17 protein-coding genes are annotated in these 20,697 nt (G+C 61.7%); 10 read left to right on the top strand and 7 right to left on the bottom strand.

Annotated elements, in window-relative coordinates; all coding sequences use genetic code 11:
• Together AAEO81_RS20100 and lpdA are read left to right on the top strand one after the other, a co-directional pair.
• The gene (locus AAEO81_RS20100) at positions 1 to 1,302 is read left to right on the top strand and encodes a dihydrolipoamide acetyltransferase family protein (protein ID WP_341958712.1); all 1,302 of its coding nucleotides are present in this window, start codon (positions 1 to 3) and stop codon (positions 1,300 to 1,302) included.
• Between the two features lies 1 nt (position 1,303).
• A complete protein-coding gene (lpdA, locus tag AAEO81_RS20095; protein WP_341958711.1) occupies positions 1,304 to 2,692 on the top strand; it encodes a dihydrolipoyl dehydrogenase in 1,389 nt (462 codons plus the stop codon).
• Positions 2,693 to 2,832: 140 nt separating this feature from the next.
• Here lpdA and AAEO81_RS20090 read toward each other — a convergent pair whose 3' ends face one another.
• Positions 2,833 to 4,050 carry an MFS transporter gene (locus AAEO81_RS20090; protein WP_341958710.1) on the bottom strand — a complete coding sequence of 406 codons (1,218 nt, stop codon included), beginning with the start codon at positions 4,048 to 4,050 and terminating at the stop codon, positions 2,833 to 2,835.
• A gap of 229 nt (positions 4,051 to 4,279) precedes the next feature.
• Positions 4,280 to 5,689 (bottom strand): amidase, encoded by a 1,410-nt coding sequence (locus AAEO81_RS20085; RefSeq protein WP_341958709.1) that lies wholly within the window; start codon positions 5,687 to 5,689, stop codon positions 4,280 to 4,282.
• A gap of 157 nt (positions 5,690 to 5,846) precedes the next feature.
• On the opposite strand from AAEO81_RS20085, the gene AAEO81_RS20080 reads away from it, so the two are divergent.
• Complete coding sequence (locus AAEO81_RS20080; RefSeq protein WP_341958708.1) at positions 5,847 to 6,410, top strand: TetR/AcrR family transcriptional regulator; 564 nt, start codon at positions 5,847 to 5,849, stop codon at positions 6,408 to 6,410.
• A gap of 29 nt (positions 6,411 to 6,439) precedes the next feature.
• Here the strand turns inward: AAEO81_RS20080 and AAEO81_RS20075 are convergent, their stop codons facing one another.
• The gene (locus AAEO81_RS20075; RefSeq protein ID WP_166597294.1) at positions 6,440 to 6,919 is read right to left on the bottom strand and encodes an LEA type 2 family protein; all 480 of its coding nucleotides are present in this window, start codon (positions 6,917 to 6,919) and stop codon (positions 6,440 to 6,442) included.
• A gap of 52 nt (positions 6,920 to 6,971) precedes the next feature.
• Entirely contained in the window at positions 6,972 to 8,456 is a 1,485-nt protein-coding gene (locus tag AAEO81_RS20070; protein ID WP_341958707.1) for a nucleobase:cation symporter-2 family protein, read from the bottom strand.
• 379 nt (positions 8,457 to 8,835) lie between these two features.
• On the opposite strand from AAEO81_RS20070, the gene AAEO81_RS20065 reads away from it, so the two are divergent.
• The gene (locus tag AAEO81_RS20065; protein ID WP_341958706.1) at positions 8,836 to 9,132 is read left to right on the top strand and encodes a helix-turn-helix domain-containing protein; all 297 of its coding nucleotides are present in this window, start codon (positions 8,836 to 8,838) and stop codon (positions 9,130 to 9,132) included.
• A 119-nt stretch (positions 9,133 to 9,251) separates the two neighbouring features.
• Entirely contained in the window at positions 9,252 to 10,685 is a 1,434-nt protein-coding gene (locus tag AAEO81_RS20060; protein ID WP_341958705.1) for an NAD-dependent succinate-semialdehyde dehydrogenase, read from the top strand.
• Between the two features lie 46 nt (positions 10,686 to 10,731).
• Here the strand turns inward: AAEO81_RS20060 and AAEO81_RS20055 are convergent, their stop codons facing one another.
• Positions 10,732 to 11,475 (bottom strand): GntR family transcriptional regulator, encoded by a 744-nt coding sequence (locus tag AAEO81_RS20055; RefSeq protein WP_341958704.1) that lies wholly within the window; start codon positions 11,473 to 11,475, stop codon positions 10,732 to 10,734.
• 106 nt (positions 11,476 to 11,581) lie between these two features.
• Here AAEO81_RS20055 and AAEO81_RS20050 point away from each other — a divergent pair, with 106 nt between their 5' ends.
• From AAEO81_RS20050 to AAEO81_RS20030, 5 genes are all read left to right on the top strand, one after another.
• The gene (locus AAEO81_RS20050) at positions 11,582 to 12,937 is read left to right on the top strand and encodes an adenylosuccinate lyase family protein (RefSeq protein ID WP_341958703.1); all 1,356 of its coding nucleotides are present in this window, start codon (positions 11,582 to 11,584) and stop codon (positions 12,935 to 12,937) included.
• Between the two features lie 89 nt (positions 12,938 to 13,026).
• Positions 13,027 to 14,328: a C4-dicarboxylate transporter DctA gene (dctA, locus tag AAEO81_RS20045; RefSeq protein ID WP_341958702.1), complete on the top strand. Its 1,302-nt coding sequence runs from the start codon at positions 13,027 to 13,029 to the stop codon at positions 14,326 to 14,328.
• Positions 14,325 to 15,716, top strand: coding sequence for a class II fumarate hydratase (locus AAEO81_RS20040; RefSeq protein WP_341958701.1), 1,392 nt, complete (start codon positions 14,325 to 14,327; stop codon positions 15,714 to 15,716). Before dctA ends, AAEO81_RS20040 begins: the two co-directional genes overlap by 4 nt.
• Before the next feature lie 167 nt (positions 15,717 to 15,883).
• Entirely contained in the window at positions 15,884 to 17,353 is a 1,470-nt protein-coding gene (locus tag AAEO81_RS20035) for an MFS transporter (protein ID WP_341958700.1), read from the top strand.
• Between the two features lie 155 nt (positions 17,354 to 17,508).
• Positions 17,509 to 18,096, top strand: a complete 588-nt coding sequence (locus AAEO81_RS20030) for a LysE family translocator (protein WP_341958699.1) — start codon at positions 17,509 to 17,511, stop codon at positions 18,094 to 18,096.
• On the opposite strand, the gene AAEO81_RS20025 is transcribed toward AAEO81_RS20030, so the two are convergent.
• Both AAEO81_RS20025 and AAEO81_RS20020 read right to left on the bottom strand, forming a co-directional pair.
• Positions 18,097 to 18,921 carry an AraC family transcriptional regulator gene (locus AAEO81_RS20025; RefSeq protein WP_341958698.1) on the bottom strand — a complete coding sequence of 275 codons (825 nt, stop codon included), beginning with the start codon at positions 18,919 to 18,921 and terminating at the stop codon, positions 18,097 to 18,099.
• A gap of 6 nt (positions 18,922 to 18,927) precedes the next feature.
• Positions 18,928 to 20,571 carry a phosphoethanolamine--lipid A transferase gene (locus tag AAEO81_RS20020; RefSeq protein ID WP_341958697.1) on the bottom strand — a complete coding sequence of 548 codons (1,644 nt, stop codon included), beginning with the start codon at positions 20,569 to 20,571 and terminating at the stop codon, positions 18,928 to 18,930.
• Positions 20,572 to 20,697 lie beyond the last annotated feature (126 nt).

Here is a 20,697-nt window from a genome sequence, read left to right as displayed (position 1 = left end):
ATGGGTACGCACGTGATTCGAATGCCCGACATCGGTGAGGGCATCGCCGAAGCGGAATTGGTCGAGTGGGTAGTCGCGCTGGGCGACAGGGTGAAGGAGGACGACACCCTCGCCACGGTGATGACTGACAAGGCAACGGTGGACATTCCTTCGCCGGTGAGCGGCAAAGTGACCTGGCTTGGTGGCGAGTTGGGCGCGCTGATCGCGGTCGGCGCGGAATTGATTCGCCTTGAGGTTGAGGGTGAGGGCAATGCTCGCGCTGGAACGCCGGTGGCGCAGTCGAGTCAAGCGAGTCCTGGCGCCGCTGAACCGTCCGTTACCGAACCGGCCACGAACGCTGTCGCGCAGGCGGCATCGCCCGTGAAACCTCAGGCGGTGAGCCCAACACTTGAAACGTCACCCGCCTCCGTCACGCCGGTGCCGTTGCGGGCTGAAGGCGAGAAACCGCTGGCGTCCCCGTCAGTGCGCGGCCGTGCCCGCGACGCGGGAATCGATCTGCGCCAGGTGCGCGGGTCGGGCGGTGCCGGACGCATCACCCATGACGATCTGGAGGCGTGGATCGCGGGCGGTGGCGTGGCTCAGGGAACAGGCAAACCGGCGCGGGACAACTCGGTCAGTGAGGTCCGCGTCATGGGCCTGCGGCGCAAGATCGCCGAGCGCATGCAACTGGCCAAACGCACCATCGCCCACATCACCATCGTCGAAGAAATCGACGTCACGGCGCTGGAAGACCTGCGCAGCAAACTCAACGGCCAAGGCGGGCGCACCAAGCTGACCCTGCTGCCGTTCGTGATGAAAGCGATGATCCTGGCCGTGCGCGATCAGCCTGGCCTCAACGCCCATTACGACGACGAGGCCAACGTGATTCGTCAGTTCGCCGGGGTGCACATCGGCATTGCGACACAGACCCCCAGCGGCCTCATGGTCCCGGTGGTGCAGCACGCCGAAACCTTGAACCTCTGGCAGTCCGCGGATGAAGTGGCGCGGGTCGCAGAAGCGGCGCGGACCGGCACGGCAGCGCGTGAAGAATTGTCTGGCTCCACCATCACCATCAGCTCGCTGGGTCCGCTGGGCGCGTTGTCCACCACGCCGATCATCAACCGTCCGGAGGTGGCCATCATCGGCATCAACCGAATGGCCGTGCGGCCCCATTGGGACGGCGCGGCGTTCGTGCCCCGCAAGATGATGAACATCTCGTGCAGCTTCGATCACCGGGTGATCGACGGCTGGGACGCGGCGGTGTTTATCCAGCGTCTGAAGGCGCTGCTGGAAACCCCTGCGTTGATGTTCGTGGAGCAATGACATGAGTGAGATTTCCTGCAAATTGCTCGTCATCGGCGCAGGCCCCGGCGGCTACGTATGCGCCATCCGCGCCGGGCAACTGGGCGTGGACACGGTGATCGTGGAAGCCGCCAAACCGGGCGGCACCTGCCTGAACATCGGCTGCATTCCGTCGAAGGCGCTGATCCACGCGGCTGATGAGTTTCATCGGTTGCAGACCTTCGCCGACCACGCGCCGCTGGGCATTTCGGCCTCGGCCCCCACCATCGATTTCGCCAAGACGTTGGCCTGGAAAGACCAGATCGTTTCGCGCCTCAACGGCGGGGTGGCGGGTCTGTTAAAGAAAGCCAAGGTGCGCGTGATCACGGGGCACGCCACGGTCGTCGACGGCAAGACCGTGCGCGTCGAATCCGCCGACGGCACGCACTCGATCACCGCGCAGATGATCGTCATCGCCAGCGGTTCGACACCCGTGGAAGTGCCGACGCTGCCGTTCGGCGGGCCGGTCATTTCGTCCACCGAAGCGCTGTCGCTGGCAGAGATTCCCAAGCGGCTGGTGGTGGTGGGCGGCGGCTACATCGGGCTGGAACTGGGCACGGCCTACGCCAAGTTGGGGGCAAAGGTGACGGTGGTCGAGGCCACTGCGCGCATTCTGCCGCAGTACGACAAGGACCTGACCGCGCCGGTGGCCGCGCGCCTGGCGGCACTGGGCGTTGAGGTCTTGACCGAATCCAGAGCGGTGGGATTGGCGGAGAGCGGCGGGCTTTTGGTGGACACACCCACGGGCCAGCGGGCGCTGGAGGCTGACAAGATTCTGGTCACCGTGGGCCGCACGCCGCGCACCACTGGCTGGGGCCTGGAAAAACTGTCGCTGGGCATGAATGGGCCGTTCATCAAGATCGACGACACCTGCCGCACATCCATGAACGGGGTGTACGCCATCGGTGACGTGACCGGCGAGCCGATGCTGGCGCACCGAGCCATGGCGCAAGGCGAAATGGTGGCGGAAATCGCCGCCGGGCACAAAACACAATGGGACCGCCGCTGCATTCCGGCGGTGTGTTTCACCGACCCGGAAATCGTCACGGTGGGCCTGTTGCCGGGTGAAGCGGTGGCGCAGGGGATCGACATCCTCAACGCCAGTTTTCCGTTTCAGGCCAATGGCCGTGCCATGACTACCGAACGCGAGGACGGCTTCATCCGCGTTGTGGCGCGGGCGGACAACCACCTGCTGCTGGGTCTACAAGGCGTGGGCGCGGGCACATCGGAATTGTCGGCAGCGTTCGCGCTGTTGATCGAAACCGGTGCGCGGCTGGAGGATGTGGCGGGGACGGTGCATGCGCACCCGACCCAGGGCGAGGCGTTGCAGGAGGCGTGCCTGCGGGCACTGGGCAAGGCGATTCATCTGTGATGGATCGATCGGGTAGGAGGGGGCGAGAGAACGCGCAGTCAGGGCCAGGCCGTGACTGCGTTTTTTTTGCCTGGTCAGGCCCTGCCCAGGCTCGGGAGAAAGCCCAGGCCGAGGGGCAATCAACCGAGCCGGTATAGGCTTCAGTCTGGAAGGCGATGATGCCGCCAATGAACGACGCCGGTGATCAGGGCGACGATCAGCAGCGCCGTCAGATACACGAGGCTGGTGTCGAAAAGGCCGAAGTGCCCCACGCCGAAGCCGGCGATGATCGGTGGCAGGCTGAGCGACAGGTAGCAAGCCACGAAAATGGCCGCGAACAATTCTGCGCGCTCATGGGCATCGGCCAACGGCGCCAGGGTTTGCAGGACCGCCGAGAACCCGGCGCCCGAACCGATGCCCGCCACCACGGTGCCTACGAAGAACGGCAACACACCGCCCCATGACAGCGCGCCAATGAGGATCGCCAGCCCCATGACGATGCCCAGTGCTCCCAGCGCCGCGCACAACGACGGGGAAAACAGGCGGCCCATGACCGCAGCCGCCACGGCTGCCGGGCCACAGAGCGCCGCGACGGTCAGGCCATTGAGCCCGGCGCTGTCGACCTCAAACACGCCGTGCAGGATCGACGGTGCCAACGACATGTACAGCCCGCACAGCGCCCAGATCGAAAGCAACAATGGCACGCTTCGAACGTAGGCACTCCGGGCGCGAGGCGTCACCGACACGCGAGGCATCAACGACGCCAGGGCGCCCGCCCGCCGACTTGAGGTTTCCGGCACGCGGGCAACGCCCACTGCGGCCAGCGGAAACACCACCGCCAGTGCGACGAACACGGTCACTTCTGGATGGCCAATCCAGTACATCGACAGCCCGGTGATCAACGAGCCCGTTGCCAACCCGGCCAGAGGCGCGATGCTGCTGAACAAGGCACCCGCCTTTTTCTGATGGGCGGGTGCGGCTTCGACCACGGCGGCGGACAACGCGCCGCTGGCAATCCCCGTCGCCAGGCCCTGAAGACAGCGGGCGAAGATCAATTGCTGGATGTCACCGGCGTAGGCGAACAGCACCATCGCCAGCGTCTGCAGCAGTAGCGCGCCGACGATCACCGGTTTGCGGCCAATGTGATCGGACAGCGAGCCCGCGCTGAGCAGGGCGACCAGCAGGGTGATGGCGTAGGCGGAAAACGCCACGGTCAACAGGCCGGACGAAAACCCCCAATGATGCTGGAACACGACGAACAGCGGTGAAGGGGTGCTGGCCGCAAAGAAGTAAGCGAACAGCACCGTGGCCAGTAAAGGAAATGCGAACGCCCTGGCCGGGCGGACGAGCGATGGAGAGGGGTTACCGAGGTCTGACATTCCGGTCTCCTGAGCAGTGGACAAGGTTCAGTTTTCGAACGCGAATGGAGGGGTGAGTCATCAACGACAGGCATGATATTACACATTAAATATAAGACGTGTGTTCAAGGCGCCTGTCAGGCGTGAAATGAAAATTGCCTGGGAGCATCGAGTGGGTCCCAGGCGGTGGGCTTCAACGTGATTGCTGAAGGATGACGTTCACCTGCGCGTTATACGCGCAGCGCCTGAGTCACAGGCTCGGCCAGGTATCCCCCAGACCACCACGACGTTCGAGCAACGCACCCAGTTGCAGGATCACGTCTTCGTTCAACCAGCGAGAGACCAGTTGGACGCTGATCGGCAGGCGCTCGGAACTCAAGGCGAACGGCACCGACAGCGCGGGCAGGCCGGTCAGGTTGAACGCCGAAGTGGCGCTCATCACGTGCAGCCACGAGACGGTCTGACCGTTGACGACCAGTTCTTGCGCGCCATGCGGCGTGGCCGTCATCGGGGTCACCGGGCACAGCAGGACATCGTACTGATCGAACCACGCAGAGAACGCTGAACGCAGGGCTTCGGCCTTGCGCAACGCGGCGTTGAAGTCAGTGAACGACGGGTCCGGCGAATCGTAGATGCCTTGGCCTACAGCGTGCAGATCGTGTTCGCGACCTTTGGCCAGTTTGCGGATTTCCGGGGCCAGTTCGGCGTAGACCATCAGCATCAGCGGGGAGAGCGGATCGTCGAGGAACGGTAGCGTGACTTCCTCGACGTCGCACCCGAGGGCCGCAAGTTGTGACGCGGCGGCTTTCACGGCGGCGGTGATTTCAGGATCGACCGGGCCGAACGCCGCGTCCGATACCCAACCCACACGAATGGTTTGCCCGGAAATGCGCGCCGTATCGGCGATCGCGGTTTTCGCGTGCACGGCATAACCGTCAGCGCCATCAGGGCCTTTGAGCAGCGAGTAGGCGAGGGCTACGTCGCGCACGGTTCGGGCCATCGGACCGACGTGCCACCACTGCGAGGTCACGGTGGGGAAATGACCGCTGTAAGGAATGCGGCCGTGGGTGGCTTTCAACGCCGCGATGCCGGTGAAGGCGGCGGGGCCACGGACCGAAATGGCGACGTCACTGCCAATGCCCAGCGGCGACATGCCCGCAGCGATGGCGGCGGATTCGCCACCGGACGAGCCGCCCGGCGTGCGGTCCAGATTCCATGGGTTGTTAGTGCGACCGGTGAGCAGGTTGTCGGATTCGGTCCAGGTAGAGAACTCTGGCAGATTGGTTTTCGCAAGGATGATGCCGCCTGCGCTTTTCAGACGGGCGACGGTGGAAGCGTCTTGAGTCGGCACGTTGCCGGCGAAGAAGCGCGAACCGCGTTGGGTCAGGATGCCCGCCGTGTCGAGCGCGTCTTTAACGGTGAAGGGAACGCCATGAAGAGGGCCGGTCTTGTCGCCACGGGCGATCGCTTTGTCCGCCTGATTCGCTGCGGCCAGTGCGCCTTCAGCGTTGAGGGTCACGATGGCGTTGATTTTGGGGTTTACCGCTTCGATGCGATCAAGGTGCGCTTTTACGACCTCGACTGAAGACAGTTCACGATTGCGGATCAGGCTGGCGAGTTGTGTGGCGTCGGATGAAGTGATGTCATTTTTCACAGTCATGTTTCCCATGAGGTTCAACAAGATATGATCGTCGGGATATTCCTACCGATCACTTGGTAGGGCGGATGCTAGGCGTCATCACACAAGGCTGTCAAGTCTATACCTAGCAGTTGGTAGGCTTTTTTGTTAACGTGGCGGCTGATCAGTGGAGACGGCTATGAGCACCAATTCTCGTGAAGCAATTTTGGCGGCGGCCAGGCTCGCCGGGCAGGCGCACGGCTACAACGGCCTGAATTTCCGTGACCTGGCGACCGAAGTGGGGATCAAGGCCGCGAGCCTGTATCACCACTTTCCGAGCAAGGCGGACCTCGGCGTGGCGGTTGCCAGGCGTTATTGGGAAGACGCGGGCGCCGCGTTGGACGCGATGTACGCGGAGCTGGAAGACCCTGTCGAGTGCCTTCGTCGCTACCCCGGCACTTTCCGCGTGGCGCTGGAAACGGGGAACCGCATGTGCATGTGCAGCTTCATGGCGTCCGAATACGACGACCTGCCGCCGAATGTGCAGACCGAGGTGCAGGTGTTCGCAGACGTCAACGTGGCGTGGCTGAGCAAGATGCTGGTGCTGGCCGGTCTTGTGGATGAGGCCGGTGCCGAGCGGCGGGCTTTTGCGATTTTTTCCGGCATCGCTGGCGCGCAATTGAGCGCCCGGGGTCGAGCGGACATTTCACTGTACGACGCGATCGTCGATGACTATCGGTCGATTGGATTGCTACCGGGCTGAAACCAGGAGCAGCGTTCAATCGACGGCGCTTACCAACTGCCGCTCGCTGGCTGCGGCAGGCTCAACGTGCCACTGTCGTAGAAGCGCATGGTTCCGAACAGCCCGCCGGCCAGTTTGCCGTGCAGTTCGTACGGCAGATTGTCCAGACGCTGTTGTTCGGTCAGGCCCACCGCCTGGCGCAGCGCGGCGAAGGCCGATACCGTCACGGGCACGGTCAGCACGCCTTCGGAAAACCGCGTGATCGTGCCTTTCTGGTCACTGACGCCGGACGCGAGCAGCTTGCCGTTGACGTCGAGGTTCAGCGCCACGCCGTCATAGGGAATGTCGACATCGTTGGGGTTTTGCAGGCGCAGTTTGACGGCGAAGCGAATTTCCAGGTCCTGACCCGGCAGCGGTTCGATGCCTACCACATTGATGTTCAGCGGGTCGCGGTTGGGAAACAGCGCGCAGGCGCTCAACGCCAGAATCAGCAGGCAGGCGAACAGCGAACGGATTGGGCGTAGCGGCATTGGGGGCTCCAGTGGCGAGGCAGGGCGGGAGAGGGCTCCCGCTCAGTTAAGCCTAGCGTTCCAACTGTGCGACCGCGTGTGGCGAGAGAGGTTCTGTTTCCGGGGCTTTTGCCGGGTCTTGCAACACCTTCACCGTCGAGGCTTCCGGGTCGAACTCGGTGACCTCGTCTTCTATATGCTCTTCCGGCAGAAAGATGTTGAGCAGGATCGCGCAGAAGGCGCCCACTGTGATCGGCGATTCGAAGATGTTGTGCAGCGCCTTCGGCAACTCGCGCAGGACTTCAGGCACCGCCGCCACACCCAGGCCCATGCCCAGTGAAATCGCCACGATCAGCATATTGCGCCGATGCAGCCCGGCTTCGGACAGAATCTTGATCCCGGCCACCGCCACGGTGCCGAACATGATCAGCGTCGCGCCACCGAGCACCGGCTTTGGCATCAATTGCAGCACCGCGCCGATGATCGGGAACAGGCCCAGCAGCACCAGAATCCCGGCGATGAAAAACGCCACGTAACGGCTGGCCACGCCGGTCAGCTGGATCACGCCGTTGTTCTGGGCGAACGTCACCATCGGCAGGCTGTTGAACGTCGCGGCCATGGCCGAGTTGAGGCCGTCGGCGAGAAGACCCGATTTGATCCGGCGGATGTACACCGGGCCGCTCACAGGCTGCTGGGAAATCATCGAGTTGGCCGTCAGGTCGCCCGCCGCTTCCAACGGGGAGACCAGAAAGATCACCGCAATCGGGATGAACGCCAGCAGGTCGAAGGAAAAGCCGTATTTGAACGGCACCGGAATGCTCATCACCGGCACGTGCGGCATGTGCGCGAAATCAATCCGCCCCATGTACCACGCCACCAGAAAGCCCAGCGTCAGCCCGATGATGATCGCGCTCAGGCGCAGCAGCGGAATATTGAAACGGTTGAGGACCACAATCGTGACCAGCACCAGTGCGGCAAGTCCGAGGTTGGCGGCCGAGCCAAGGTCCGTGGCGCCGAAGCCGCCCGCCATGTCGGTCATGGCCACTTTGAGCAATGACAGGCCCATCAGTGTGATGATCGTGCCGGTCACCACCGGGGTGATCAGCTTGCGCAATTTGCCGATGAACTGGCTCAGCACCACCTCGACGAACGCGGCGCAGAAACACACGCCGAAGATGGTCGAGAGGATTTCGTCGGTGCCACCTCCGCGACTTTTCACCAGAAAACCGGCACTGAGGATCACGCTGAGAAAGGAAAAACTGGTGCCTTGCAAACACAACAAGCCCGAGCCGATGGGGCCGAAGCGTTTGGCCTGCACGAACGTGCCGAGGCCGGACACGAACAACGCCATGCTGATCAGGTAGGGCACTTCACTGTCCAGGCCCAGCACGCCGCCGACGATCAGGGTCGGGGTGATGATGCCGACGAAGCTGGCGAGCACGTGTTGCAGTGCGGCGAAGATCGCGGCCGTGAAGTGCGGGCGATCGTTGAGCCCGTAAATCAGGTCGGTTTTTCTGGCGGTCGGGCGCGAAGGGGAACTGCTTTGAGGTGTGGTCATGGTTAGCCTGCCAATTGTTTTTATTCGGTCGTGGGCTTTGCAGGTGACGCAGTCCGAACCTGTACACAAAATCTGTCTAGCAGGTCAGGTTTTCGACTTTACAACATGTCCACAAATCTAAAAACAATTATTACGAAAATTGTGTACAACAAATCGGATTGAGTTGGCTGCATGACCTGTAAGAAAAGGGCGCGCAGAATGCCAGAAAATACTTCGCGGGTGTGCGCAACGCGCTTATTCTGTGGAGACTGAACCTTGATATGCTGTTTGGCGTCTCAACTGACACTTGTTTTTAACGGGAGTCAGTCATGTCCGGGGCGACGACTCTCACAATAAGAAGTCTCGACAAGGAGGTTTCAACTGGGGTGTAACGATCTTCATGAGCACGGCACATCAATTGTCATTGACCGACCAACAAGTCGCACTGATTTCCAGGGCGCTCGCCGACCGTCGGCGTTATCAGATTCTGCTTCAGATCAGTGCCTCTACAGAGGCCGTGCCTTGCGCCGAGCTGCTCAAGGTCCACCCAGTCAGCGCGGCGACCGTGTCCCATCACACAAAAGAACTTGAGCGCGCGGGACTGATTTCTACTGTGCGTGAAGGCAAGTACGCCAGTTTCGTGATGCAGCGCGAAGTGCTTCAGGCGTATGCGCAGCAGTTGATGCAACTCGGCTAGAACTTCCTCGTCAGACATCTTATGAATTCGCCTTGATCGTTCAAGGTATATGCCTGTAAGTTTGTCCGCCACGCTATTTCCATTGCCACGCCTCGTGATGGCGCACTCGGAGTTTTCTCATGTACCCAGACGTTCAGCTTTATATCGACGGCCAATGGCGCGCCAGTGAAAACGGTCGCACCCTCGCGGTCATCAACCCGGCCACCGGCGACACCCTGGGCACTGTCGCCCATGCCGACATTGCCGATCTGGACAAAGCCCTCGCCGCAGCCGAGCGCGGTTTCGAAACCTGGCGCAGCACCCCAGCCTATGACCGCTACAAAATCATGCAGAAAGCCGCGAACCTGTTGCGCGAGCGCGTGGATAACATCGCCAGCATCATGACCCAGGAACAGGGCAAGCCACTGGCCGAAGCGCGCATGGAAACCCTGGCCGCAGCTGACATCATTGACTGGCTCGCTGAAGAAGGCCGCCGCGCCTATGGCCGTTTGGTGCCGTCGCGCAACGCGTCCGTCGAGCAGAAAGTCATCAAGGAACCGGTCGGTCCGGTCGCGGCGTTTACCCCCTGGAACTTCCCGATCAATCAGGTGGTGCGCAAGCTGTCCTCCGCGCTGGCGGCCGGATGTTCGATCATTGTCAAAGCCCCTGAAGAAACCCCGGCGTCGCCCGCCGAGCTGATCCGCGCCTTCATTGACGCAGGCGTGCCGGCAGGTGTGATCGGCTTGGTCTTTGGTGATCCGGCACAGATTTCCAGCTACCTGATCGCGCACCCGACCATCAAGAAAGTCACCTTCACCGGTTCCACCCCGGTGGGCAAGCAACTGGCCGCCCTGGCCGGTCAGCACATGAAGCGCGCCACCATGGAACTGGGCGGTCACGCCCCGGCGCTGGTGTTCGATGACGCGGACCTGGACCTCGCAGCCCGCACATTGGCAGGCGCCAAATTCCGTAACGCGGGCCAGGTGTGCGTGTCGCCGACGCGTATCCTCGTGCAGCGTGGCGTTTATGAGCAGTTCATCGAGAAGTTCGTGGGCCTGACCCATGAGGTGAAGGTGGGCAACGGTCTGGAACAGGGCGTGACCATGGGGCCGTTGGCCAACGAACGCCGTGCCCCGGCCCTGACCTCGCTGGTCAACGATGCGGCTGACAAGGGCGCCAAACTGCACACTGGCGGCCAATCGGTCGACGGTCCGGGCTATTTCTTCCAGCCGACGGTGCTCAGCGGCCTGACCACCGAGATGCGCATCATGAACGAAGAGCCGTTTGGGCCAGTCGCGCTGATCGTGCCGTTCGACACCGTTGAAGACGCGGTAAAAGAATCCAACCGCGTGCCGTTCGGGCTGGCGTCGTATGCGTTCACCACCTCCATGAAGACTGCACACATCCTCAGCACCCGGATCGAAGCCGGCATGCTGTCGATCAACCATCAGGGGATTGGCCTGGTGGAAGTACCGTTCGGCGGGATCAAGGATTCCGGCTACGGTTCGGAAGGCGGGACCGAGGCCATCGAGGCGTACCTGAACACCAAGCTGGTGACGGTGTTCAATCTGTGATGATGGCCTGAATGAAAAAAAACCACCGTTGGGTGGTTTTTTTTCGTCAGCCGCGCCGCTCCCGTTTCATTTGCATGACCAGCGTGAATCGGTCATCCGGATAGACCGTTTCCGAGACCGCGATCAGCCCTCCCTGGTCGTCGCGGTATTGGCGAATAATGTTCAGCCCCAATGATCCTGGACCTGCATTCAGGCGATGCGCGAGTACCACGCTCAATTGCACCGGCCTGACCTGTTGATCGACCGCATCGATCCTGCGCCCGAATGTCCGCTCGATCAGCGCGGCGATCAGTTCGCCGGGACACTCCCGGGCCAGCGGGATCACCTCGGCATAGCCGTCATCGGCGTACACGTCCGTCCAGCATAACGGCGCCTGGCGGTGATTAATGTCGACTTTGACGCTCGACATGCAGAAACAGTGCGAGCCAGGTTCAAGCCCCAGGCGTCGCGCCAACGTAATGTCCACGACGAAATGCCGGACGTCCTGGACGTCACGAATGTGGGTTTCTGCCACGTGCACCAGATCCGCCACAGACGCCAACGACTGTGAATAACCCCCGCTGGGTTCAGCCGCTTCTACGCGGGTCCCTACGCGTTTGCGGCGCGACACCATCCCTTGATTCTGCAACTGCGTGATCGCGGCGCGCACCGTGTGGCGGCTGACTTCGTAAAGCTCGCACAACTCGAATTCCGTCGGCAGCAATGACCCTACCGGGTACCGCCCAGTGCTGATGCCGTCCATCAGGTCATTGGCCACGGCTACATAACGCGTTTGATTGTTGCCTTCCATCGAGCTCTCCCCACAGCGAGTTGACAGTGTATCAGGGGACCGGGTAATAATTATGTACGGACATATTAAATATGTACGGCCAATAACAACATCCAGGACCCCAATCATGTCTACTACCGTTTTTGATTCTGCGCTGTTCCGCGACATGTTCGGCACCGCTGAAATGCGCGACGTGTTCTCTGACAAAGCGCTGATCGAGCGCTACATCGAGGTCGAGGTGGCGTTGGCCCGGGCCGAAGCACGCTGTGGCGTGATCCCTGCCGACGCAGCCGAACAGATCGCCGCCAAGGCCACGTTTGACTCTCTGGACCTGGCATGGATGCAACACGAAACCGAAATCGTCGGTTACCCGATCCTGCCGCTGGTGGAGCAACTGTCGAAGACCTGCGGCGAAGCCGGGCGCTACGTGCATTGGGGCGCGACCACTCAGGACATCATGGACACTGCCGTGGTCCTGCAGGTGCGGGCCGCGCTGGCGCTGGTCGAGCGTGACGTTCAGGCCGTACGTGGCCTGCTCGCCGGACTGGCGCAGAAATACCGGGATACGCCGATGGCAGGGCGCACTCACTTGCAACACGCACTGCCTATCACCTTCGGCTACAAGTGCGCAGTGTGGCTGAGCATGTTCGACCGTCATGCCGAGCGTCTGGTTGAGCTGCGTCCTCGGGTGGAAGTGGGGCAGTTCGCGGGTGCCGCCGGGACCTTGGCCTCGCTGGGCGAAAAGGGCCTCGAGGTGCAGGTAGCGCTGATGGCCGAGCTGGGGCTGGGCGTGCCGCAAGCCACGTGGCACGTGGCTCGCGACGGTTTGGCAGAGACCTTGAACTTCCTTGGGCTGGTCACCGCCTCGCTGGGCAAGGTCGCACTGGACGTCATGATGATGATGACCAGTGAACTGGGCGAAGCCTACGAGCCGTTCGTCAAGGGCCGGGGCGCCAGCAGCACCATGCCGCAGAAGCGCAACCCGATTTCCTGCGAGCTGATGTACGCCGCCGCCAAAGGCGTGCGTCAGCAGGCGGGTTTGATGCTTGACGCAATGATTCAGGATTTCGAGCGCTCGACCGGTCCGTGGCAAGCGGAATGGATTGCCATCCCGGAGGCCTTTGCGTTGAGCGCTGCCTCGCTCGGTCAAGCCAAGTTCATGCTCGCCGGCCTCGAAGTGCGCCCGGAGCGCATGCTGAAAAACCTCAACATGACTCAGGGGCTGATTGTCGCCGAGGCCGTGATGATGGGCCTTGCACCCGCACTGGGACGTCAGCTTGCCCACGATGTCGTGTACGCCGCCTGCCGGGTTGCCAACGAAGAAAACATTAGCCTCCTGGACGCGCTCGTCGCGCAGGGCGAGGTGACCGAACGTCTGGATCTGGCCGAATTGCAACGCCTCACCGACCCCTGCAACTACCTGGGACTGGCGCCTCAGATGGTGGATCGCGCCCTTGCCCGGGAAGGCTCCGTCAGGCGCTGACCTGTTGGCCGGGCCCATTCATCCGTGCTCGGTGATGCCCTGTGTTTCAGACCCTGTTTTTGCCCCATAACAACAATGAGAGCGCAAGCATGTCTTCTACCGGTAAAAAACCGTTTTACCGCGACCTGACGTTTCAGGTAATCGCGGCCATGGTCCTCGGGATTGCCTTGGGGTTTATCGCTCCTGAGCTGGCGGCGAGCTTCAAGATCCTCGGCGACACCTTCCTCAAACTGATCAAGACCGCCGTCGCGCCGCTGGTGTTCTTCACCGTGGTGCACGGCATCGCTTCGGCCGGCGACATCAAACGCGTGGGCAAGGTCGGCCTGCGGGCACTGATCTATTTCGAAGTGTTGTCGACGTTGGCGCTGGCCATCGGCCTGATCTGGGGCAACGTGCTGCACATCGGCTCAGGCATGCACGACGCCCACCCCAGCAGCGCCACTGCCGCAGCGGCCAGTGCTGCCGTCGCCAAGGGGCACGGTCCGGTCTCGACGATGGACTTCATCTACGGCATTTTTCCCGACAACTTCGTCGGCGCCTTTGCCGGTGGCCAACTGTTGCAAGTGCTGGTGATTTCGGTGCTGTTCGGTTTTGCCTTGCTGGCGCTCAAGCCAGAACGCCGCACAGTGATCGAAGAAGGCCTGAGCCGTATTTCCGAATGCTTCTTCGAGTTCATCAACCTGATTATGAAGTTTGCGCCGCTGGGTGCCTTTGGTTCCGTGGCCTACGCCGTTGGCAGTAACGGCACGGCAGTCCTGATGTCCCTGGCCAATTTGGTGCTGATGTTTTACGTGGCGATCTTCTTTTTCATCTTCGTGGTGCTGGGTGCCGTCTGCCGTCTGTCCGGGTTCAGCTTGTGGCGGTTCTTGAATTACATCAAGGACGAGATCTTCATCGTACTGGGCACCGCGTCGTCTGAAAGCGCGTTGCCCCGACTGTTGCAGAAGCTTGAAAAATTTGGTTGCTCCAAGCAGAGCGTCGGCCTGGTATTGCCCACCGGTTACGCCTTCAACCTGGATGGCACGTCCATCTATATGTCTTTGTGTGTTCTGTTTATCGCCAATGCCTACGGCGTGCCGCTGAGCTGGGAGCACCAGTTGGGCATCGTTGCCATCATGCTGGTGACGTCCAAGGGCGCGGCGGCTGTGTCCGGTGGCAGCTTCGTGGTGTTCGCCGCCACGGTTACCGCTGTCGGCGTGCTGCCTGCCGAGGGCCTGGCGCTCTTGTTCGGCGTCTACCGCTTCATGTCGATGGCCGTCGCCACGTGCAACACCGTTGGCAACAGCGTCGCCACCGTGGTTGTTGCCAAGTGGGCCGGGGAGTTTTCCGAGCAGACAGCGCAGGAAGAGTACCGCCGTGAGCTGGGCCGTGCGCCGGGGGCGGCGTTATGAGCGACGTGCGTCAGGAACACGATGCGTTCGGGCCAGTGTCGATTCCGGCCAACCGCTACTGGGGCGCGCAGACTCAGCGTGCGCTGGAGGTCTTCGGCTCGTATGGCGAACGCTTTCCCGCCGGGCTGATCCACGCCTTCGGTTTGCAAAAACGGGCCTGCGCTCAGGCGAACCTACGTCTGGGCACGCTGCCGGAAGACCTCGCGCTGGCCATCGAACAGGCCGCCATGCATGTCGCAGCGGGCGCGTTCGATGAGCACTTTCCGCTGACGGTCTGGCAGACTGGCTCCGGCACCCAGACCAACATGAACGCCAACGAGGTCATCGCCAATCTGGCTAACCTCGCGCTGGGTAGTGCGTTGGGCAGCAAGCAACCGGTCCACCCCAACGATCACGTCAATCGATCGCAGTCGTCCAACGACAGCTTTCCCACGGTCATGCACGTTGCGGCAACCTTGCAGCTGCGCGATGAATTGCTGCCGGCCTTGGCCGCCTTGCGCGACGCTCTCACCACAAAGGCACGGGCCTGGGCGAACGTGCTGAAAATTGGCCGCACTCACATGATGGATGCTGTGCCGATGACCCAGGGCCAAGCGTTCGATGCCTTTGCTCATCAGATCAGCCACGGTATCGACCGTATTGAAGGGTGCCTGCCACGGCTGCGGACGTTGCCTCAAGGCGGCACGGCCGTGGGCACCGGGCTCAATACGCCGGAGGGTTTCGATCGGGCGTTCTGCGAGGCGTTGAGCGACATCACTGGCGAGCCATTCGTGCCGAACCCGAGCAAGTTCGAGGGCATGGGCACCCACGATGCGCTGGTCGAAGTGTCGGGGGCGCTGAATGTACTGGCCGTGTCGTTGAGCAAGATCGCCAATGACATTCGTTTTTTGGGCTCAGGCCCTCGCTGCGGTCTGGCGGAGCTAGTGCTGCCGGACGACGGTTTGACCTCATCGATCATGCCAGGAAAACGTAATCCGACCTTGGCCGAGGTGCTGGTGCAGGCGGCAATGCAGGTGATGGGCAATCACGCAACGATCACTGTCGCCGGCGCATCCAGCGTGTTTGAGCTGAACGTCGCCAAACCCGTGCTGATCCACAACCTGCTGCAATCGATTGGCGTCCTGGCCCACTGCGTCGGCATCTTTACCGAGCGGCTGTTGAGAGGGCTGGAGGTGAACGTGCCCAAGCTTGCCGAAAACGTTGAAAACGCTTTGCTCATGGCCACTGTGCTCAATCCCGTTCTGGGGTACGACCGAGTGGCTCAGATCACCCGCAAAGCCGCGCAGGAGGGGCTTACGCCGAAGGCCGCAGCAGTGGCCCTGGGGTTCCTGACGACGCAGGAGTATGAACGGATGGTGCGACCGGAGTGGATGGTGGCGCCTCGGTGAGCGCGCAATCGCCAATGGGGTGGATGCGTGGCGAAATGCGGAACGTGTCGGAGGTGAGCGTATTCGCAAAATCGAAGAGCTGAGGAACGGCGAATTAGGCTGAACTCGCAATCGGCCCCCGAACTCTCACCCTCAGATCATCCCGATCTGTGGAGCAGGGATTCACCATGACCGTCGCGAGCGTCGATTCAGCAGCGGAGCAGGCCAAGGGCAGGGTGTTTGAAACCGACCTTCCGTCGCGTCTGGACCGCTTGCCGTGGGGCGGTTTTCATACGTTGTTGGTGTTTGCCCTCGGCATCACCTGGCTGCTCGACGGTCTTGAGGTCACGCTGGCGGGGTCGGTATCAGGGGCGCTGAAAGAGAGCCCGGTGCTGCGCCTGACCAACGCCGACATTGGGTTGGCGGGTGGCGCCTACATCTGCGGCGCCGTGCTGGGGGCGCTGTTTTTTGGCTGGCTGACCGACCGCCTTGGGCGACGCAAGCTGTTCTTCATCACCCTGGCCCTCTACATCTGCGCCACGGCCGCCACGGCGTTTTCGTTCAGCCTGTGGAGCTTCATGCTGTTCCGGTTCCTGACCGGCATGGGCATCGGTGGCGAATACACGGCGATCAATTCGACCATTCAGGAATTCACCCCGGCCCGGTTTCGCGGCTGGGTCGATCTGACCATCAACGGCACGTTCTGGATCGGGGCGGCGCTGGGGGCGGGCGGCTCGATCATTCTGCTGGACCCTGGCTGGATCGGCGGCGATCTGGGCTGGCGTTTGTGCTTCGGCATCGGTGCGTTGCTGGGGCTGATGATTTTGCTGATGCGCCTGTGGCTCCCAGAAAGCCCTCGCTGGTTGCTGATCCATGGGCAGGCCGAAGAAGCAAAAGCCATCGTCGAAGGCATCGAAGCGCGCTTTCGTGAGCAAGGCCATGACCTGCCTGAGCCGAGTGGAAAAAAACTGCGCCTGCATGCGCGGGATCACACGCCGTTACGGGAAATCTTCGACACGCTGTTCAACACCTATCGCCAGCGCGCATCGGTCGGCCTGACGCTGCTGACTGCGCAAGCGTTTTTCTATAACGCGATCTTCTTTACCTATGCGTTGGTGCTCACCGAGTTTTACCAGGTGCCGTCAGCGTCGATTGGCTGGTACGTGCTGCCGCTGGCACTGGGGAATTTCTGCGGACCGTTGCTGCTCGGCAGGCTGTTTGACGTGGTAGGGCGGCGGGTCATGATCAGCCTGACGTATGCGGTGTCGGCCGTGCTGCTGAGCATCAGCGGCTACCTGTTCGAACAAGGCGTGCTCAACGTCACCCAGCAGGCCATTGCCTGGATGATCATCTTTTTCTTTGCCTCGGCGGCGGCCAGTTCGGCTTATCTGACCGTGGCCGAAACCTTCCCTCTGGAAATTCGCGCGCTGGCGATTGCGGTGTTCTATGCCTTCGGCACCGCGCTAGGCGGGATCATCGGACCGACGCTGTTTGGTGAGTTGATCGATAGCCATGAGCGGGGGCCGGTGTTCATCGGTTACCTGATCGGCGCCGCGTTGATGTTGCTGGCGGCGGCGGTGCAAGCGATCTGGGGCGTGGCGTCCGAGCGCAAATCGTTGGAAGACGTCGCTCGACCGTTGTCGCAGGCGAGTGATTAACCGCAGTAGACCCGCGCGTTTGATTCTGGCTGAAGGCCGTGGGAGCCGGACCTCACACGGGTGAGCATGGCAGGCACTGGTCAGTTTTCTTCAATACCGCCCCCAACCCCACCCGTTACTGTCTGCGCTCATTCATTGAACGGAGAAGGGCGGTAATGAACCTGATGATTTCCATGGCGGCGTTCGCCCTTGCGGCGTCAATTTCTCCTGGGCCCGTGAACGTGGTGGCGCTGAGTTCCGGGGCCCAGTTCGGTTTGGGGGCGAGTCTGCGGCATGTGCTGGGTGCAACGGTGGGCTTTGTCGTGCTGTTGATTTTCACCGGGTTTGGCCTGCACGAAGTGCTTCGCCAATACCCCGTGCTGACCGATTTGATCCGTTGGGCCGGGATGGCGTTTCTGATCTACCTCGCCTGGAAACTGGCAATGGACGATGGCCGCCTGCACCTCGACAAACCCACCCACGCGCCGTCGTTCTGGCACGGCGCTGCGATGCAATGGCTCAACCCCAAGGCCTGGCTCGCGGCAGTGGCGGGAATGGGGGCGTTCGTGGCGGACGGCGAGGCGCGACTGATCGGGCTGTTTGCGCTGATCTACTTCGTGGTGTGCTATCTGTCGGTCGGCTGCTGGGCCTACGCCGGGGCGTTTCTCGGCCCTTGGCTGCGCAGCCCCCGACGGATTCGCCTGTTCAATCGCAGCATGTCGGCGCTGTTGGCCGGGTGTGCATTGTCGCTGCTGTACGTCTGATCACTGGCGGTACTGGCCGGGGGTCGCCGCGAGATGTTTCTTGAACACCCGCTGAAAATGCGCCTGATCGGAAAAGCCACTCTGCTGGGCGATGTCGGCCAGGGTGTCGCCCTGACGCAACTGCGCCTGGGCGTGCTGGACGCGGCGGTTGATCAGATAGGCGTGAGGCGTCATGTGGTAATGCTGCTCGAAGGCGCGAATCAGATAGGCCTCTGACAGGTTCGCCGCCCGGCAGATTTCCTCCAGCCGGATCGCCCGCAGAAAGTGCTGATTGATGTACCGCGCCGCGCGCTCGACCCTCAGATTGACCTTCTTCAGCGGCGCGTTCACGCCTCCGAGCCGCTGTTGCATCAGGGTGAAAAACGCGACCGCGGCTTCGTGTTTCTCCAGCGAGTCCAGCGTCGGGTCGATCAAGGTCCGGTGCAATTCCAGTAACCCGGTGAACAGCACGGAATCAACACTGGAAATGGCCGGAATCGCCCGAAACCCCTCGACCCCGCACGCCTGCTGCACCCGGCCCAACCACGGCGCATCGACGTAAAACATGATGTACGACCAAGGTTGGTCGTCGATCGGGTTACAGGCGTGGACGTCGCCGGGGTTCATCAACACAACGGTGCCGGTGCTGATGGTCTGGTGGGTTTTTTCGTGCAGGTACGTGCTCTGTCCGGAGGTGATCGCGCCGATGGAAAACACATCATGGGAGTGCCGCGAATAGCAGACCTTACGGCCATCGGCGATGGAGCGGGCTTCGATGAATGGCAATTGCGCGTCCCGCCAGAACACCGGAGTCGCTGAGGGGCTTACCGGGTTCTGGAGGGGCATGTCAGGTCATCCTTTGCTGTGTTTGCAGCTGTGGAATATATCCAGAGCCGGCTGGTATTCGGTGGTGTTGACGCCGAGCAAGCCTAGCACCGAATGAAACATGTAGTCATGGCTCAGGTCGGGCTGGTTCTGCTTGGCGGCGAGGCAGCTGCGATCGACGCCCGCGTCTTCCAGTGTGGCGTTGCCGAACCACATGACCATCGGTACATGGGTCTGCGCGCTCGGGGCGATGGCGTAAGGGGCGGCATGGAGGTAGATGCCGTTTTCGCCCAGAGACTCGCCGTGGTCCGAGACGTAGATCATCGACGTGTCGACCTTGTCCTGATTGCGCTTGAGGAGCTCGATGGTCTGCGACAGGAAGTGGTCGGTGTAGAGAATCGTGTTGTCGTACACGTTCTTCAGCTCGTCCGAAGTGCAACTGCCCAGTTGGTTGGTGTGGCAGACCGGCGTGAAGCGCTCCAGGGATTTCGGGTAGCGGTCATAGTATTCCGGGCCATGGCTGCCGTCGGAATGCAGGACGATGATCGCGTTGTCCTTGAGCGAGTCGATGTACGCCTGCAAGCCCACCAGCAGCGATTCATCCAGGCAGTTCTGGCCGTCGCAGAAGGGGCTGGGCTGGTTTTTCGGAATGTCGCTGTGGGGCACGCGCAGGCAGGTGCCTTTGCAATCGCTGTTGTTGTCCAGCCACACCACCTTCAGACCCGCCCGTTGCAGCATGTCCAGCAGGCCCTCATAGGTCTTGCCTTTCTTGTCGCTGTAATCGCTACGCGGGAATTTGGAGAACATGCACGGCACCGAGACTGCCGTGGACGTGCCGCAGGACGCCACCTGGGTGAAGTTGAGAATGTCCTGCTTCTTCAATTCCGGGTTGGTGTCGCGGGCGTAGCCGTTGAGCGAGAAATGGTCGGCGCGGGCGGTTTCGCCGACGACGAAAATCATCAGGCTTTTCTTGGGCCGCGCTTGCGCTTCTGGACTGAGGACCGAGTCGGTGCCCACGGTCTGGATCTTGACCGTTTCCTTGATCGCCACGGTCTGCTTGGTCAGCTTGCCGATGGCGTAGATGTAGTTGGTCGGGTTGATGAAGTGGGTCAGCTTGTCTTCGTCACGGAAGATCGGCGCGTAGGTCGAGTAGAACGGCCCCACGGCGGCCGCGATCACCAGCACGCAACCGACGCAGACCAGCACTTTGTTGATCAGCCCCGGCAGCACGCGGCGGTAGGTCACCGGGATCAGCCAGATCACGGCAATCGGCAACGCGCCAAGCAGGCCCAGATAAAGGAAGAGCCTGCCGCTGAGCAGCGCCTTGGCTTCACCCGGGTTGGTTTCCAGGACGTTCTGCATCATCACCGTGTCGATGGTGATGCCGTAAGTGTTCATGAAATACGCGGCGGCCGCCGAACACATCGCCACCAGACTCAACACCGGCTTGAGCGTCGGCCGGAAGGAGAACGGCGTCAGCAGCAGCGTGATCGCCGCCCACAGGAAAAACGCGAAAGAGACATAAAACGCGACGACCTTAACCCCTTGCAGCTGCGTCAGACCGACCAGTGCATGCCAGGTGGCGAGGTTGTAAAACGCCACAAGACACAGGGAAAACAGCATGACCAGGCGGGTGGAGGTAACGACGGGCAGTTTTGAACGTATTTCCATATGACGAACGACTCGGAGCGGGTCTGGGGGTGCATTTCACGTCAAGCAATCCCTGCGACGTGCACGTCAGACAGGCCTGCCGAACAGGCAAGCGGGTTGATGGATAACGGGGATCGCGCGGAGTTT

It is taken from the genome of Pseudomonas sp. RC10, from assembly GCF_038397775.1.
In the GTDB taxonomy this organism is placed as follows: domain Bacteria; phylum Pseudomonadota; class Gammaproteobacteria; order Pseudomonadales; family Pseudomonadaceae; genus Aquipseudomonas; species Aquipseudomonas bambusae.
This window is presented reverse-complemented; position numbering and strand designations above follow the sequence as displayed.

What these genes read in the sequence shown, in the direction of transcription:
- AAEO81_RS20100 (WP_341958712.1), top strand. Translation starts at nt 1, where the DNA reads ATGGGTACGCACGTGATTCGAATGCCCGACATCGGTGAGGGCATCGCC.
- lpdA (WP_341958711.1), top strand. Translation starts at nt 1,304, where the DNA reads ATGAGTGAGATTTCCTGCAAATTGCTCGTCATCGGCGCAGGCCCCGGC.
- AAEO81_RS20090 (WP_341958710.1), bottom strand. Translation starts at nt 4,050, where the DNA reads ATGTCAGACCTCGGTAACCCCTCTCCATCGCTCGTCCGCCCGGCCAGG.
- AAEO81_RS20085 (WP_341958709.1), bottom strand. Translation starts at nt 5,689, where the DNA reads ATGACTGTGAAAAATGACATCACTTCATCCGACGCCACACAACTCGCC.
- AAEO81_RS20080 (WP_341958708.1), top strand. Translation starts at nt 5,847, where the DNA reads ATGAGCACCAATTCTCGTGAAGCAATTTTGGCGGCGGCCAGGCTCGCC.
- AAEO81_RS20075 (WP_166597294.1), bottom strand. Translation starts at nt 6,919, where the DNA reads ATGCCGCTACGCCCAATCCGTTCGCTGTTCGCCTGCCTGCTGATTCTG.
- AAEO81_RS20070 (WP_341958707.1), bottom strand. Translation starts at nt 8,456, where the DNA reads ATGACCACACCTCAAAGCAGTTCCCCTTCGCGCCCGACCGCCAGAAAA.
- AAEO81_RS20065 (WP_341958706.1), top strand. Translation starts at nt 8,836, where the DNA reads ATGAGCACGGCACATCAATTGTCATTGACCGACCAACAAGTCGCACTG.
- AAEO81_RS20060 (WP_341958705.1), top strand. Translation starts at nt 9,252, where the DNA reads ATGTACCCAGACGTTCAGCTTTATATCGACGGCCAATGGCGCGCCAGT.
- AAEO81_RS20055 (WP_341958704.1), bottom strand. Translation starts at nt 11,475, where the DNA reads ATGGAAGGCAACAATCAAACGCGTTATGTAGCCGTGGCCAATGACCTG.
- AAEO81_RS20050 (WP_341958703.1), top strand. Translation starts at nt 11,582, where the DNA reads ATGTCTACTACCGTTTTTGATTCTGCGCTGTTCCGCGACATGTTCGGC.
- dctA (WP_341958702.1), top strand. Translation starts at nt 13,027, where the DNA reads ATGTCTTCTACCGGTAAAAAACCGTTTTACCGCGACCTGACGTTTCAG.
- AAEO81_RS20040 (WP_341958701.1), top strand. Translation starts at nt 14,325, where the DNA reads ATGAGCGACGTGCGTCAGGAACACGATGCGTTCGGGCCAGTGTCGATT.
- AAEO81_RS20035 (WP_341958700.1), top strand. Translation starts at nt 15,884, where the DNA reads ATGACCGTCGCGAGCGTCGATTCAGCAGCGGAGCAGGCCAAGGGCAGG.
- AAEO81_RS20030 (WP_341958699.1), top strand. Translation starts at nt 17,509, where the DNA reads ATGAACCTGATGATTTCCATGGCGGCGTTCGCCCTTGCGGCGTCAATT.
- AAEO81_RS20025 (WP_341958698.1), bottom strand. Translation starts at nt 18,921, where the DNA reads ATGCCCCTCCAGAACCCGGTAAGCCCCTCAGCGACTCCGGTGTTCTGG.
- AAEO81_RS20020 (WP_341958697.1), bottom strand. Translation starts at nt 20,571, where the DNA reads ATGGAAATACGTTCAAAACTGCCCGTCGTTACCTCCACCCGCCTGGTC.